A 15645-nucleotide genomic window follows, 5' to 3' on the forward strand; every position below is an offset into this window, starting at 1 on the left:
CGCAAAGAGGCCGAGATCGAATACGGCGAAAGAATCAAATAAGCATAATCACATGTATGATACATCAGAGCAGGGTCTTAATCCCAGTTCCGTAGCAAGTAACGGGTTTCACCTTGTCTCAGCAGACTTGGGCACAAGTCGGCGGGACGTCTTTCACTGCACTTCGTTAGCAAAAGGCAAGCCTCACGAATAAAAAAATCGGCACAGGCGATGAACCTGTGCCGGATGAATGAGTCGTTAGTTTCTTAAGCTATTTCATCAACGTGATCTTATGACTTTGTGAGAAATTCCCTGCCTGTAAAAGTACGATATAAATCCCGCTCGGTTGTATATTTCCACTATCATTGGTCGCATCCCACTGCACGATATGTCGACCGGAGGACTTGACGCCACGATAAAGTGTTTTCACTTTCTGCCCCAACGTGTTATATACCGTCAGCGTGACATACGCTTCTTCCGGCGCTTCAAAGGCAATCGTCGTACTGGGATTAAAAGGATTAGGATAGTTGGCGGTGATTCTAAACTGTTCGGGTATGGAAGAAAGTGAGGATGAAGAAGAAGCTTTGGACAATAATGCCGGCTTGATCTCAGGCGTAGCGCTTGGGGTTGTTTCCGGTATAGATTTTGCCCCCCCCATTGATTCCTCTTGATCCAATGCTTCTACATATGGGTCAAGTCCTTCCGTATAAGGATCGTTTTCTGTCCAGCGGAAGTGATAACCTGAGGCGCGCACCATTTCTTTGATCGGACGAAGCCATTCTTTTTTCTCCACATCGCTCATCGTACTAAAGTCCGGGATGGATTGAGAAGCAGTACCGGAGCTTTGCGCATAGTACTCTGAATTCTCGTCACGCTGTGCGATTTGGGGTCCGCCACCACCGCCTCCGCCCGCATAATCTACGGCATGATCTTCAGCAGAGTATTGAACAATCTGCTCGGACGAATCTCGGGTATAACAACGCAGTAAAAAACTGTAATCTGAAGAGGCATTGGGAGTAACGTACGCTACGGTATCCGAGCCCAGCATCTGCCACACGTTAGAAAAATTCCACTTGACGTACCACCGGAATACAGCACGGAGCGTCGGTATGGCTAATTGCCGCCTAAAAGTCAGTGTCTGCTTCTGTGTAAATATCTCAGGCCCGGTGATCGTCGTTACCTGATTACTTTGTTTGTAGCTTGGTTGAAGATAATTACCATCCAAGTTGGCGCTAACGCTGCGAATCGTATCAAAAAGCGCTCCGTTTTCCCACTGGCTAAAATAAATCGAACTCCCGGCACGATGCGGCACGATGATAGACGTCGAACCGGTAGCCGCTACGAAGTACAACTGATCTTTGGCTAACGTGACATTGGCGCCATTGATATTGACTATCACTGGATTCATAGCCGCAGTTGATGTGGGCTGAACATTCATATTCTTAAACGGCGCGGCATTCTGAGTGCGGTTACCAAGTCCCCATATCGTCCGCGTACCGCCACTAGCGCCAAACTCGATACGCTCTGCTATATTGCCAAAACAAGTTACATAAGTATAGTAGTTCGTAGCCGGATCAGACACTTTCTGAAAGCCAACGGCATCGTAATACACCCTGAAGTCGTAGTCACATGAATAGCTATTACAATACGGCTGGGACGTATTATAATCCGCATCACGAAAATCCAGATACACAGGACTGCCGGGAAGGGGGTCATACCTTTGAGAAGAACTGTTCCATATTTGATAATTGATTTCATAGAGTCCGTAATACACCGTGCCGTTTATTTGTTCTGCGGATCCAGCCGGAGATCCATCCCCCACGAAATTCCAAAGAACATTCTCCGGATCGGTGAATTCGTTGTAGGCAGCATGCCCGAGAGGTAAAGCGTTGTAATTTTGGTCGAACACTAAGGTATTCAATTTAGGTTTGATAGAGATGCGCACCGTGCCGGTAGGTTTGGTTTTCCAGCGCACGTAGAGTTCCGAGGCGCCATCGGCTAATATCGCTTGCAGTAAGCAAGCCTGTAGTAATAAGAGATAAAATAAACGCATAATTCAAATTCCTTTTTTGTGTGTTAATTGATCGCATACAGATACCCCGTCTTTCCCGCACTCCCGTGCACCCAGCTTGCGATATACAGCACTCCATCGCGTCCCATCGCCAAATAACTTTCTAGAAGATTCCCATCTCCCTGAGGAATGTGCATATCCCAATGTTTGTTGATCAAAAAAGATGGACCGGTTTCAGTCCCCTCTGCTAAATACGCTGAAATACCTGCGCCGGGGAACGGCATATAAAGTGTACCGGCATCATCTATCAAGGGCGCGGTGTTTTCACTAATATATCTTGCTAATGGTACATAGCCAAATGTTACGGGATCAGTCCCGGTATCCTTATCAAGCCTAAACATAGAGGTAAAAGCCCCGAAATACAGATACTGTCCACGCAGTGCCAGATCGCTCATACCGCCGATGTTATTGACGCTGCCTACCCAGCGTAATACGCCATTACGATCTATCGAGCGAAGATTATTGGAACTCGTTTTGAAGTAGATATTCTCCTCCTCATCGGATACCATACTAAAATGAAGTGGGCTAAAAAAATCAACAGGATAAAACCACTTTTTCTTACCAGTATAGGATAAAGCAAGTATTCCATCCGAAAAACCACAAATAACCATTGTTGGAGTCAGTACAATCTTCGTACAATACCCTATATACTCATCCGGTATATACTGCCATTGCAATTTACCACTACCACTGTAACACCAAATCGTATCTGATCCAAAGTAAGCCCGATGAGAGACATCCACAGCAGGACCAGCCGGCGCGTTTTTGCGCTTTGACCATTTTATACTACCGTCTTTACGAAGCGCATAGATTATCCTATCAAACAAGGTTAGATAGATTGTTCCATCATCCGCTAAGGCAACGGACCGGCCATGCATAATCGCGCCACCGGGCAGAGTGGAATCAGGTCTGGAAAAATACCATTTCTGCGTACCATTGGGATTGATAGCAAAAAGCCCGACATCGCGGTAACCTCCGTTATCCGCTTGACCTGGTTTTTCGGCGACTAAGTAGATCGTGCCGTCATCGCCGATCACCGGAGGCGCGGCTGTGCCCGGGCCGCCGATCTCAAACTTCCACTTGACCGTCGGGGGCAGATACGGCGCTGAAGGCCCTAGATGCCGATATACACAGCCTTTGGTGCGAATATCTGTAGCTCTTTTAGTATTTTGCAGATCGCCAAGGCCGTGCGACCACATCGCATCCGATGCCGAGAGCAGACTGTCGGAGCAGTATTGGGGTTCATACTTAGTCTCATGCTCCTTTGGGTCGCAGCCGGGTATCAGTAGCGCGACAGCCAAAAGCATGATTACAAGACCTCTCAAGCGTTTACGTTTCATCTTATTCCTTTTTATCATTTTAGATCACCTCCCTACAAGGAATGTTTGGTTACTTTAAGTTCACGGAATTCTCCCGTGAAACGACGTACATTCCTTGTAGTACAGATAGGCTTATAGATATTACAAAATATTTATAAAAATAATAAAATTTCTTTGTACGCTATATTCTGCATGACGATTCTAATCTATGGGATTGAGTTATTTGCTACTGCTATAAAAATGGGGAATAATGGAGAGCGAAGCAAGAGATAGAACGATTGGAATAACATGTATCGTACCCCTCAGGGCACGCGCTTAATCCAGGTTCCGTAGCAAGCTGTAGAGTAATATACATTCCATCTTGCATCGCTCACGCCTTGCCTCGATACGCTCGGCGCAAGCGTGAGCAAAATTGTTCGACTAAACCTTTCGGTGTACTTCGTTAGCAAAGGCAAGCCTCACAAATAAAAAACCCCTTTCCATACGGAAAGGGGTTTTAAGTTGTTAAACGATAAATTCTATATCTGCATCAAATACTGAAATTTTAAAAAGAAGTTAGTGCGATTGAGGTTCGTTCCGTCATAATTCGGAAAATCTAAATTATTCCTGCCCATGAAATTGGCACCAAGATAAAACACCGTAAACGGATTGATCTTGTAACTCATAAGCGGTGATATGGCGTAGAAAACATCATGCGTTTTATCGAGCACCTGCTGATTGTTTACATCAAGTACGATGTCATCGGTATTTTTATCGCGTTTTGCGCGGTGTGAATTGATAGCACCCATCTCTCCGATCAAGCGAAGAAATAGCCGCTTAGTGAATTGATACTGCAATGTATTGCGATAAATCAATTGTTGATCAATGAGATCGCCACCAAAGTCTTTGCGGAAGCTTGCTGAATTAAATTCGAAATCATTACGCAAGCGGCTGATCGGTCGAATCGTAGCCCAAACCGTCAGCTTGACGCCTTTGATTTTGGATAACGGATTAAACGTGTCTTCTGCGTTTCCTGAGCGATTAATATAATTACCGACTTCTCCATAGAGCCCGCCGGAAAGTTTTTGAAAAGCATCCGTACCCGATTCAAATGAAATACGATGAATGTTGTTAAACTGTTTGCCTGCAAAATTTTCATTGTTGAGTGCTGCGACGCCTAACCAAAAGTAAGTTTGTTTTTTGAATTGTAAAAAAATCTGAGGATTGATCCACCAATCTTTGAGTTTACCGTCGTAATTATATTTACGATTAAATCGTACGCGCGGTTCAACGCGGGTCAATAACGGATGGTCGTCATTCATATAAAACGTGTAACGACTAAAGGCGCCCGCTTCACGAACATTATTGTTGGTGATAAAACCCTGTTCGGAACGAAATCCTGGCGAGCGGTCATTAAACCATGCAAAGAAACCCCACTCGCGAGCGGTTCTGTCCAAGGTAACGCGCGTTGCTATGCCCTTAAATTTTTCATTGTTAAATCCATACGTTAAGGAATCTCCAAACGCTACAAATCGGTCGGTGCTTCCATACAGCGACGTCGCATCCGGCTCATCCGTAGTACTAGCGGAGACAATACCGGAAAGAGTGTAGGTATCATTGATTCGTATTTTAGTATCTATCGTGCCGACGGTATTCGAACCGTCGGACGTCCGGCGATCTGTTCCTAAAATGCCGACATAGGTGCCTTTGGCAAGTTCGTATTTGGCGCGAATTGTGTTGTTTGTTGTATTGTTAGTACTTAACAACGTGCGGCTGCCTTCTTCTTTGGGTACAATGTAAGGCGCATTTTCATCCAAGCCTAAAAGATATCCGTAACTTAGCCGGTCTGTTTTTCCGGACAATTTGCCAAGCAACAGGGGATCATTGATACTGCGCGTGTACATCAGATTAAGATCGTCGTCCACGAAAAAAACATCACGCCCCTCAAGGAAAAAAGGCCGTCTTTCGTTATAGTACAATGCAAAAGTATTGTTGACGCTGATCTGCGTTGCATCGGCTTCGATCTGGCTGAAATCGGGATTGTAAGCCAAATCCAAAGTCATATCGGAGGTGATTCCATACTTCAAGTTGAAACCGAAGTTTTTATCGTAATTACTTTTACTCCATATCCCTTTGGTTGTATCGCCGTTAAATTTGACAAAACGATCGCGCGAACCTAAAGCATAAGGTAGAAATTCAATCGGCTTGCTCGGCCGCTTTTCCATATTCATCGCAATTTGGCCGGCCTGTGCATATTGGTTTCCTTTCCCGCGGTTAATCGGTATCCATGAATAGAGAAAGCGATTTTCACGAGGATAAACTCGCCAAAGGTGGATTAGCCAGTTTTGATCTTGTCTGTCGGGGAATCGTAAACTTTTGAACGGGATGGCGATTTCTACGGTCCAACGATCATCATAAATTTTAGCTGCGGATTCCCAAACGGCATCAAAACTTTCATCCTCATTTTCGTTGACATCCACGGAAAGATCACCTTGGATACCGAGGGGATTTACGAAAAACTCAAAACCATTAGTTTGTGCGCCAAACGGATCAATGTTGACTCCGACGAAATCATCGCGAAATATGCGATCCCGGTCGCTCAAATTGGCGCGTAGCTTATGCATCTCCGGGTCATAAGCGATAAATGCAAAATAAACATAGTCATTATCAAACAAAATATAACCTTGTGTTTCCGCTAAAGGCTGGCGCCCCTCGACCGGGCCGTTTTCAACAAAATTCCCAAATGACGCGCCTTGTAACCATGTATCTTCAATTTCACCGTCTATGATAAGCGCCGATTCGGCTTTCGGTACATTGAGAGTCATTTTAGTATTAGGTTGGAAGGTGCTTCCACCTGAGCGATGCGCTTTTTTGTTTGCGGACTCGGCCAGTTGTGCAGATACATCCAAACCAAACTGCATCGGCAAAGTCATAAGCCAGGTGTGCATCAGTATGCGTATCCAAGAGTTGCGTTGCATAAGATTCCTTCCGGTATGAAGAGAGTGACTGTTACGCCCTGTCATACGATGAGATAAAAAAAAGGTTGCAGGATTTTTTATAAATGAGGGCGTAGTTTTTCTAAAAATTCATACACGATAAACCCGGTAACACCCCAGACGGTGTGTTCTTGGTAATCGAAATAGTGGATTTCATACGTACGATCTTGCCACATACGAAATCCCTTGCGATGATGGCGTTCATCCAAAAGATGGGACATCGGTATTTCGATGATGGATTCGGTTTCATACGGATTGATTTTCCAATCAAACGGGTAGGGCACGATGCCGATAAAAGGAGTTACATGAAATTGTGTCGGCGTGACCATCGGGCTGGTTTCAGCTAAAATCTCGACGGTATTTCCGGGTATGCCGATTTCTTCTTCTGTTTCGCGAAGTGCGGTATATTGTAAATCATTATCTTCCGCATCCCGCGCACCACCGGGGAAAGCGATCTGACCTTTATGGGTGCGTACAGTTTCGGTGCGTTTGGTAAATAAGACGTGAATTTTTTTTTCTTTGAGAAAGAGCGGGATTAAAACGGCGGCTTGCGTATTCTGTCCGGCGGGCAATATGCGCTTTTCGTGACCCTCGTACACTTGACGAATCAGAGTGCGCAATGTATTCAAATCTTCAAGCGGATGGGGCATCGTAGGATTCTAACATGTGCATAATGCGCAATACTTCGGCGACGGACCAAGCCTGTGCGATGCAGCCTTTGGGTAAGTGCGGTGCATCCCCGTCGGCGATTTCCGATAATGTACCTAAGCCGGCGTCGTGTATCAGCGGTTCGATCGTTTGCAATATCGCCCGGATATGTGTGCGTGCTTCCGCAGAAAAATGATGAACTCGCAAATAAGCTTCCATGTAAGGGCCGATAAGCCACAGCCATGCCGTGCCTTGATGATACGCCGCATCACGATGATACGCATCGCCGGCGTAAACGCCCGTATATCCGCTATCGGAAGGCGCAAGACTGCGCAGGCCGGCGGGCGTTCTCAGCTGCGCATCAACGCAGCGTACCACAGCCAAAGCTTTATCATCAGATAACAACGCAAAAGGCAGGCTGATCGCAAATATCTGATTGGGGCGTATACTCCCGTCATTTCCTGATGAACTGATTACATCGTAGAGGCAGCGGCGCTCTTCATTCCAATATGCGGATTCAAAAATATTTTTTATCCGATCGGCCATCGCTTCATATGCTTTAGCCGCGTCGTCATGGTGGAGCTGGTTTGCAAAGTAAGCCATGATCCGGAGTGCGTTATACCAAAGGGCATTGATTTCGACCGGTTTGCCGATGCGCGGAGTGACAACCCAATCTCCGATTTTGGCGTCCATCCATGTCAGCTGCACACCGTTGTCACCGGCATATAGCAGCCCGTCATCATCCATGTGAATGTTATAACGAGTGCCTTGCGTATGCGCCGTGATGATATCTTTGAGTGTATCAAACAAGCGATGTTTCAGAAATTCTGTATCTTTGGTTTTTTCATAATACTGATAACAGGCCATCACAAACCACAACGTGCCGTCCACGTTATTGTATTCCGGTGCTTCGCCGGCATCCGGAAAACGATTGGGGATCATGCCTTGCGATACGAATGGAAGAAATGTCGAAATGATAGCCTTCGCGTCTTCGGTTTTTCCTGTGGCCAGCGTGAGGCCCGGTAAACTGATCATCGTGTCGCGTCCCCAATCGGTAAACCAGTGATAACCTGCGATAATGGTCTTACCGCTTTGTCCGGTCACCATAAATTGGTCGGCGGCCAACGCCAATCGCCGGGCAAGCGGATCTTTCAACGGAAAATCCGACAGTATTTTTATACGGCGATGAACTTCATGGGTCCACATTTCCCAAATCGCTTCAGAAGTGAGGCGGGTATCATACAAGGAAGCGGCGACATCGAGAGCCGATCCGGGTTCCAATGTCACCGAAAGAGTGCCGTGCGTAAATAAATCTTCGCGAAATTCAAGCCCGCGTTCCTGTTCTTTACGGTACTCAGTGTTATTGTACCAATAAAATTTAGGATCAAAAAAAGCACCGGGTGCGGTGATGTACAAAGGCGGTAAATGATCGTAGGGACGAATGGTCAACCGATGTTCGGAGAATTCGGCTTCTTTACGAATTTGCGATGTTTCGCGGGAAAGGCTATGGTAATCGCGGAATGCGCATAAGGGGCGAAGAATCAGTGTGACGGGCTGACTGGATTCACGAAGGTGATACCAAACGATCACGGTATTACTTCCATGCGGCATGAGAATGGCTTTTTCGAGCAGTACACCGTCCAGATCGTAGATCATGCGCGGATAAAGATCGTATTCGAAGGACGCCATGCGCTTATGGCCGTCGGGATGAATAATAAACGGATATTGATTGGTCGCGAGGTCATACAATTTGTCGCCGATACGTACTTGTTCGTCGTATTTGGATAAAAAAACAAAACGTTGAGCAGGCGGGCGTAGCGGGGCGCATAATAAACCGTGATATCGGCGTGTATGCGCGCCGATGATCGTTGACGAAGCAAAGCCACCAAGGCCGTTGGTTTCCAGCCATTCTTTTTGCGTGGCATAATAATAATCACCACAGGTTTCGCGGTCTAATCGTATGGGCTCCGGAGGTGCCGGTTTTTGCATGGTAAAATCCTGATAACTAATCGGTAAACCGGAAAATGTAAGCCATGCGGCAAGTTATCGTTCTGATATGAATAGCATAAGTTAGAAGAAATTAGAAATAAAGCATTAGAAAATAATCAGTATGCTCAAATGAAAATTTGCATGGCAAAAGTTAATGATAATCTGCTGCAAATTATAAAGTGCATGACTTAGTTTGGAAATTTTAATGCTTTTAGGTTAATAATAAAGCGCTAGCCTAGTCATACTTACGCACTTTTGATTGGCACTATGTGTATTCTAAAATAGATAGCGTCCCGGATATTTACGTTACCTGTTTTCGCCGAGGGATGATGCGGAGTGCACCACACGGCCTTTTTTGATGACGTGCGCGACATGATTTTGTCCGAAATTATAAGGGATGTACCTATACCCCGGTACATCAAACAAAACCATATCCGCTTGCATACCCACGGCGATATTTCCGATATGTGCTTTATCCAGCGCACGCGCGGCATGCAGCGTCACGCCTTTGATCGCTTCGTCCGGCGTCATGCGCATTTGGGTGCAGGCGATGGACATGATGAGCTGTAGATTTTGCGTCGGACAAGAACCCGGATTAAAATCCGTAGCTAAAGCAACCGGGATGCCCATGTCGATCATTTTACGGGCCGGCGGATATTGCATACGCAGGTAAAATGAACAGCCGGGTAATAAACCGGCGACGACATTGGATTCGGCCAGTGCCGCAAGCCCTTTATCGGAAATGGTTTCAAGATGATCGGCGGAAATAGCGCCCATCTCCGCGCATAATTCGGCGCCTCCGGTATTGGTCAATTGATCCGCATGCAACTTTAACTTCATCCCGTATTTTTTGGCCGTTTCAAAAATGTGACGCGTTTCATCCGGTGTAAATACGTTGGTCTCGCAAAACGCATCACAGAATTCGGCCAGTCGGTGTTCCGTTACCATGGGAATCATGGTTTCGCAAACCAAACGAATATATGCTTCGCGTTGCTGGCTGTATTCCGGAGGAATGGTGTGCGCGCCGAGGAAAGTGGCGCAAATCTCAAGCGGTGTGTGTTGCCGCACATCGCGAATGGTTTCGAGTATTTTGATTTCCGCTTCGACCGACAAACCGTACCCGCTTTTCATTTCCATCGTGGTGATGCCGAGTCCCAATGCCGACTGACAACGTCGGATACCGAGTTGCAGTAGTTCCTCTTTGGATGCCGCGCGGGTTTTGTGCATTGTACTTTTGATGCCGCCGCCTTTAGCCGCGATGTCTTGGTAGGTGGCACCGCGCAGTTTCATTTCAAATTCGTCTTCGCGGGAGCCGCCGAAAATCGTATGCGTGTGCGAATCAATCAATCCCGGAAGCGCGACATACGATGCGCCGTCTAAAATCGTTGCATGGGCCGGCGCTGAAGTGGTCCCGGTGGGAGTAATGTCTGCGATCATTCCGTTTTCGATACGTATGTCTACCGTGTTGGCTGTGCGGAACAAGTCTTTTTCAAAAAAAACGACTTCTTTGATGTTTTGGATAAAAAGCGTCATGGGTGTATTTTTTTGCAAGTGAAATAATCGTGCAATGGTAATAAAAACACACCGCAAAAGAAACAGTGATGTATAACCAAAAAAACAGAGGACGGTATACTGTCGAAGGCTTTGAAACAGCATGAAACAAGGTTGATTTTAAGCGTCAATTTCAATATCATTTTCGGCTTATGATACAAATCCAAGATATACTCAATGCCTATAAAACGGTTCAGCCGATTGTACATAAAACTCCGCTGATGCAGTCCCATGCGCTGGATGAAAAAACGGGGAACTCGGTTTTTTTTAAGTGCGAAAATTTTCAAAAAGTGGGCGCTTTCAAAATACGCGGGGCGTATAATAAAATTGCATCGCTTTCTGCGGAACAAAAAGACAAAGGTGTAGTAGCTTTTTCCTCCGGTAATCATGCACAAGGCGTGGCCTTGGCGTCGCGCTTGCTTGGTACGACGTCCAAAATTGTCATGCCGGACAATTCGCCGAAATCTAAAATGGAAGCGACCCGCGCGTATGGTGCTGAGGTGATTGTTTACGATTTTCTCAAGGAAGATCGTGAAGCGATCGGTAAACGGATTTCCGAATCGGAGGGACGTACGTTGGTGCCGCCGTTTAACGATGAATACATCATGGCCGGTCAGGGTACGGTGAGCGTTGAATTGGCGGAGCAAATATCGGATTTGGACTATGCCTTTATTCCTTGCGGTGGCGGCGGGCTTTTATCGGGCAATGCCGTCGCACTCAAACATTTTTATCCGCACATCAAAGTGGTCGGCGTAGAGACAGACACCGCTAATGATGCGTACCAATCATTTAACAAAGGCGAAATTGTAAAAATAGCGCCGCCGCCGACGATCGCGGACGGCATGCGAACCCTCGCTCTCGGCGACAAAACCTTTCCTGTGATCCGGCGTTATGTGGATGCGATGCTCACTGTGTCGGATCACGCCGTGATTGAAGCGATGTATTGGATTTATTCACGACTCAAGATCGTTGTCGAGCCGACCGCTGCGGTACCTTTTGCTGCGGTCATGCAAAATACATTGCAATTGCGCGGAAAAAAAATCGCCGTGATACTTTCCGGCGGAAATATAGACTTGGATGATTTTTTTGAACTTCTCAAACGACAGGCCGCTTAGATTATGAACTTAGCAACGCTCCGGCAAAAATTACTTGATTCCTCTCGCCCTAAGATACTGGTGGTCGGCGATATTATTTTAGACAAATTTATTTGGGGCAGCGTTGATCGCATTTCGCCCGAAGCGCCGGTGCAGGTCGTCAATATGCGCAGAGAGACTCTGGCGCTGGGTGGCGCAGCGAATGTCGCCCACAATCTTGCGGCGATTGCTTGTGATGTTACGATGTTGGGTGTGATCGGACAGGATGCGCACGGCGCGGCGCTGAAAGAAGCGCTTGGGCAGGCCGGTATTCATTCCAGTCACGTAGTTACCGATGCGACGCGTCCTACGACCACCAAAACCCGCGTTATGGCCGGAAGCCAGCACGTCGTCCGTATTGATAACGAAGTCGCGGATGCTGTTTCGCCCGACGTTGAAAATCAAATCATCGCTTCCGTTAAAAAAATTATCGGTAACGTTGATGCAGTGATTATTTCTGATTATCAAAAAGGCGTTTTGACCGATAAAGTCTTACTCAATACGATACAGTTGGCCCGTCAAGCCGGTGTTCCGAGTATCGTGGATCCTAAACGCCGTGAATTTTCAGCGTATTCGGGCGCTACGATCATCAAGCCTAATCTCAAAGAAGCTGAAGCGGCCACGGGAAAAAAATTGACCAATGCGGACGAAGTTTTAAAAGCAGGGCGGTCCTTGGTCAATCAATATCAAACCGATGCGGTGCTGATCACACGCGGCAAGGACGGCATGATGCTCGTCGAAGCGCGCACGCATACCTCGATTGCGGCTACGGCGCGTGAAGTTTTTGATGTTACGGGTGCCGGTGATACGGTGAGCGCTTTTTTGGGAATGATGTTGGCCTCAAAAGCTACGCTTGCGGAAGCGGCCGAAGTGGCCAATCTGGCTGCCGGTGTGGCGGTGAGTCGTATGGGCACGGTGACGGTGACGCGGGAAGAAGTGCTGCATCAGATGGAGCAATCCGCGAGCGGTTCACGAAAAATCCTGACGGCCGGTGAAGCGCGTGTACTCATCGCCGGTATGCGCGGAAAAAAGAAAATCGTATTTACCAACGGTTGTTTTGACATTCTCCATGTCGGTCATATCACGTTGCTCAATCAGGCACGGGCACTCGGTGATGCGCTGGTCGTAGGACTTAATAGCGATGCTTCCGTGCGGCGACTTAAGGGCGAAAAACGCCCGATCGTTTCGGAGCAGGAACGCGCGCATATCCTTGCGGCGCTGGCATCGGTAGATTACGTCGTGTTGTTTGATGAAGATACGCCGTTGGAACTGATACGACAGATTCAGCCGGATATTTTAGTCAAAGGTTCGGACTACACCTTGGATCGCGTTGTCGGACGCGCGGAAGTGGAGTCGTATGGCGGACGGGTCGCGCTTGTTGATTTGGTCGTCGGGTTTAGTACGACCAATATTGTCGAATCTATTTTGCAGGCCTACGGCGTAAAACAAGAAAATAAAACAACGGACGATAAAAATTTGGCCCATGCTGAAAATACCATGCAACGCATCACATCGTTGCAGGATCGGTATGAAGAAAAAATTGATCGCATTGAAAATAAAAACAAATCCGACGCGCTAAACGCATTGCACCCAAAAAAGAAATAATCAGATATTCTAATCTATGAAGTACTCCGAAATCAAATTTGATTGCCGCTTTTTCCGCGGTGATATTCCGTGTAAACCTAATAAATTGCACGGCAAAATTTGTAATACCTGCGATCAGTATCAACCGATTTCGCGTCGCATACTTATCATCAAACTGGGCGCTATCGGTGATGTCATTCGTACGACGCCGCTTGTGGTGCGTTATCATAAAATGTTCCCCAATTGCCATGTATCTTGGATCACGCACACACCCGAGGTCGTACCCTCTTCGATCGTGGACAAAGTTTACAAATTTGATTTCAAATCCGTGTATGCGTTAAGTCATCAACACTTTGACATCGCAATCAACTTAGATAAAGATATCGAAGCCTGCGCTTTGCTCAACGATGTGCACGCCAAAGAAAAATTCGGTTTTGGCCTGAAAGACGGGCATGCGGCGGCAGAAAATCCGCTGGCAGAACATAAGTTTATTACCGGCGCTTTTGACAGCATCTCGCGCGCCAATACTAAAAATTACCTCGAAGAGATTTTTGAAATATGCGGGCTTACGTTTGAACGTGAGCCCTATATTTTAGATGTGGATAACAAATATCTTTCTGTAGCCGATCCGGTTTTACGTGCCGCGCAGGGCAAAAAAATCATCGGACTCAATACCGGTTGTGGAGACCGATGGCTCACGCGATTGTGGCCGGAGGCGTATTGGGTCGAATTGATCCAGATTCTTCAGATGAATGGTTTTTTTCCTCTGCTTCTGGGCGGGCCTGCAGAAGATGCGATGAACAAAAACTACGCTAAAATGACCGGTGCGTATTATCCGGGAACATTTACATTGCAGGAATTTATCGCGTTGTCTTCTCGCTGTGATGTAGTGCTGACAGCGGTTTCCATGATGATGCACATTGCGATCGCAACGCGGGTACCGCTGGTACTTTTTAATAATATTTTTAATCCGCATGAATTCGAATTGTACGATAACGGTATCATGGTTCAGCCGGCTACCGGGTGCGATTGTTATTTCGGCAATACCTGTTCCCGCACGCATCACTGCATGCTTGATATTCCTGTAGATTCGGTATATCAGGCGATTGTTCGACTGAAAGACCGCAAAGCATGAAAATTGCTTATCTGTCCACGTTTTATCCCTTTCGCGGCGGGATTGCTCAGTTTAATGCATCGCTGTACCGCACGTTTGAAAAACAACACACTGTTCAGGCTTTTACCTTTACGCGTCAATATCCCGATCTTCTTTTTCCCGGCAAAAGCCAATACGTAACTCCCGATGATCACGCCGATCCGATACCGTCCCGTGCGCTATTGGATACCGTCAATCCACTCTCGTATCGTCGCACGGCATTAGAATTAGCCGCGTTTGCTCCGGATATGCTGGTGATGAAGTTTTGGATGCCATTTTTTGCACCATCGTTAGGTTATGTGGCGGGTTATCTTCGCCGACGCGGCACCAAAGTGATAACCGTGCTTGATAATGTTATCCCGCATGAAAAGCGACCGGGGGACATGGCATTGATTCGTTATTTTCTCCGTCGCAATAGCGGCTTCGTTGCGATGAGCAAAACGGTCGAACAGGATTTATTGGCATTGATGCCTGACGCACGATACACGCTCAAAGCGCACCCGCTGTACGATCATTACGGTCCGGCTATCGCCCGTGATGAAGCGTGTGCGAAGCTGGGTATTCCGAAAAACAAAAAAACTATTCTTTTTTTTGGTTTTATCCGCGATTACAAAGGACTAGATCTTTTGATCCGTTCCGTTGCGCGATTGAGTGAATCGCATCATCTGATCATAGCCGGCGAAGTGTATGGAAGCTTCGATAAATATCAGGCTTTGATCAATGAATTAGGGTTACAAAATCGCATTTCACTGTTTACCCGTTATGTTGACGATGCCGAAGTGCCGTTGTTTTTTTCCGCGGCACAGTGCTGTGTATTGCCTTACCGTTCCGCAACTCAGAGCGGCATTGTGCAAATCGCGTATCATTATCACCTGCCCGTATTAGTTACCGATGTCGGTGGTTTATCGGAAATGGTGTCCGGCGGTCAGACAGGTGCGATCATTCCGCAAGCAGAACCGGAATCCATAGCAGCAGCAATTTCAGACTATTTTGATAAGGGATATTATGAAGCCATGTCACAAGCGATAGCTGGTCGGCGTGCGGAGTATTCATGGCAAGGATTTGCAGTCGCGATAGAAAAGCTATATGCGCAGGTTTCCGGATAGCGTGAACTTAAAATAGAAATTGAAAAATCAAATTATATAAGTTACTTTTCACTCCGTTCTGAAATTAAGATTTAGAATATACCCCTTAATCTAATCGGTTCGATCCATATGTATACTTTTTCAAAGAATTTCGCTTT

At 46.7% G+C, this 15645-nt stretch carries 10 protein-coding genes; 4 read left to right on the forward strand and 6 right to left on the reverse strand.

Annotation, left to right across the window (positions count from 1 at the left end):
* Positions 1-250: 250 nt before the first annotated feature.
* The 6 genes from HUU58_08820 to HUU58_08845 form a co-directional block, all read right to left on the reverse strand.
* A complete protein-coding gene (locus tag HUU58_08820) occupies positions 251-2032 on the reverse strand; it encodes a T9SS type A sorting domain-containing protein (protein ID NUN45772.1) in 1782 nt (593 codons plus the stop codon).
* A 23-nt stretch (positions 2033-2055) separates the two neighbouring features.
* Positions 2056-3390 (reverse strand): PQQ-like beta-propeller repeat protein, encoded by a 1335-nt coding sequence (locus HUU58_08825; protein ID NUN45773.1) that lies wholly within the window; start codon positions 3388-3390, stop codon positions 2056-2058.
* 497 nt (positions 3391-3887) lie between these two features.
* Complete coding sequence (locus tag HUU58_08830; protein NUN45774.1) at positions 3888-6326, reverse strand: carbohydrate binding family 9 domain-containing protein; 2439 nt, start codon at positions 6324-6326, stop codon at positions 3888-3890.
* A gap of 77 nt (positions 6327-6403) precedes the next feature.
* Positions 6404-6994: a CoA pyrophosphatase gene (locus tag HUU58_08835; protein NUN45775.1), complete on the reverse strand. Its 591-nt coding sequence runs from the start codon at positions 6992-6994 to the stop codon at positions 6404-6406.
* Positions 6978-8981 carry a glycogen debranching enzyme N-terminal domain-containing protein gene (locus HUU58_08840; GenBank protein NUN45776.1) on the reverse strand — a complete coding sequence of 668 codons (2004 nt, stop codon included), beginning with the start codon at positions 8979-8981 and terminating at the stop codon, positions 6978-6980. Before HUU58_08840 ends, HUU58_08835 begins: the two co-directional genes overlap by 17 nt.
* Before the next feature lie 306 nt (positions 8982-9287).
* Complete coding sequence (locus tag HUU58_08845) at positions 9288-10532, reverse strand: imidazolonepropionase (protein NUN45777.1); 1245 nt, start codon at positions 10530-10532, stop codon at positions 9288-9290.
* Positions 10533-10684: 152 nt separating this feature from the next.
* On the opposite strand from HUU58_08845, the gene HUU58_08850 reads away from it, so the two are divergent.
* Genes HUU58_08850 through HUU58_08865 form a run of 4 tightly spaced genes read left to right on the forward strand, consistent with a single transcriptional unit; the run spans position 10685 to position 15508 of the window.
* Complete coding sequence (locus HUU58_08850; GenBank protein ID NUN45778.1) at positions 10685-11647, forward strand: threonine/serine dehydratase; 963 nt, start codon at positions 10685-10687, stop codon at positions 11645-11647.
* Between the two features lie 3 nt (positions 11648-11650).
* Positions 11651-13270, forward strand: coding sequence for a D-glycero-beta-D-manno-heptose-7-phosphate kinase (gene rfaE1, locus HUU58_08855; GenBank protein ID NUN45779.1), 1620 nt, complete (start codon positions 11651-11653; stop codon positions 13268-13270).
* Positions 13271-13286: 16 nt separating this feature from the next.
* The gene (locus tag HUU58_08860) at positions 13287-14384 is read left to right on the forward strand and encodes a glycosyltransferase family 9 protein (GenBank protein NUN45780.1); all 1098 of its coding nucleotides are present in this window, start codon (positions 13287-13289) and stop codon (positions 14382-14384) included.
* The gene (locus HUU58_08865) at positions 14381-15508 is read left to right on the forward strand and encodes a glycosyltransferase (GenBank protein NUN45781.1); all 1128 of its coding nucleotides are present in this window, start codon (positions 14381-14383) and stop codon (positions 15506-15508) included. Before HUU58_08860 ends, HUU58_08865 begins: the two co-directional genes overlap by 4 nt.
* Positions 15509-15645 lie beyond the last annotated feature (137 nt).

This window comes from bacterium (assembly GCA_013360215.1).
In the GTDB taxonomy this organism is placed as follows: Bacteria; CLD3; CLD3; order SB21; family SB21; genus JABWCP01.

What these genes read in the sequence shown, in the direction of transcription:
- HUU58_08825 (NUN45773.1), bottom strand. Translation starts at nt 3,390, where the DNA reads ATGAAACGTAAACGCTTGAGAGGTCTTGTAATCATGCTTTTGGCTGTC.
- HUU58_08860 (NUN45780.1), top strand. Translation starts at nt 13,287, where the DNA reads ATGAAGTACTCCGAAATCAAATTTGATTGCCGCTTTTTCCGCGGTGAT.
- HUU58_08840 (NUN45776.1), bottom strand. Translation starts at nt 8,981, where the DNA reads ATGCAAAAACCGGCACCTCCGGAGCCCATACGATTAGACCGCGAAACC.
- HUU58_08830 (NUN45774.1), bottom strand. Translation starts at nt 6,326, where the DNA reads ATGCAACGCAACTCTTGGATACGCATACTGATGCACACCTGGCTTATG.
- HUU58_08835 (NUN45775.1), bottom strand. Translation starts at nt 6,994, where the DNA reads ATGCCCCATCCGCTTGAAGATTTGAATACATTGCGCACTCTGATTCGT.
- HUU58_08820 (NUN45772.1), bottom strand. Translation starts at nt 2,032, where the DNA reads ATGCGTTTATTTTATCTCTTATTACTACAGGCTTGCTTACTGCAAGCG.
- HUU58_08865 (NUN45781.1), top strand. Translation starts at nt 14,381, where the DNA reads ATGAAAATTGCTTATCTGTCCACGTTTTATCCCTTTCGCGGCGGGATT.
- HUU58_08850 (NUN45778.1), top strand. Translation starts at nt 10,685, where the DNA reads ATGATACAAATCCAAGATATACTCAATGCCTATAAAACGGTTCAGCCG.
- rfaE1 (NUN45779.1), top strand. Translation starts at nt 11,651, where the DNA reads ATGAACTTAGCAACGCTCCGGCAAAAATTACTTGATTCCTCTCGCCCT.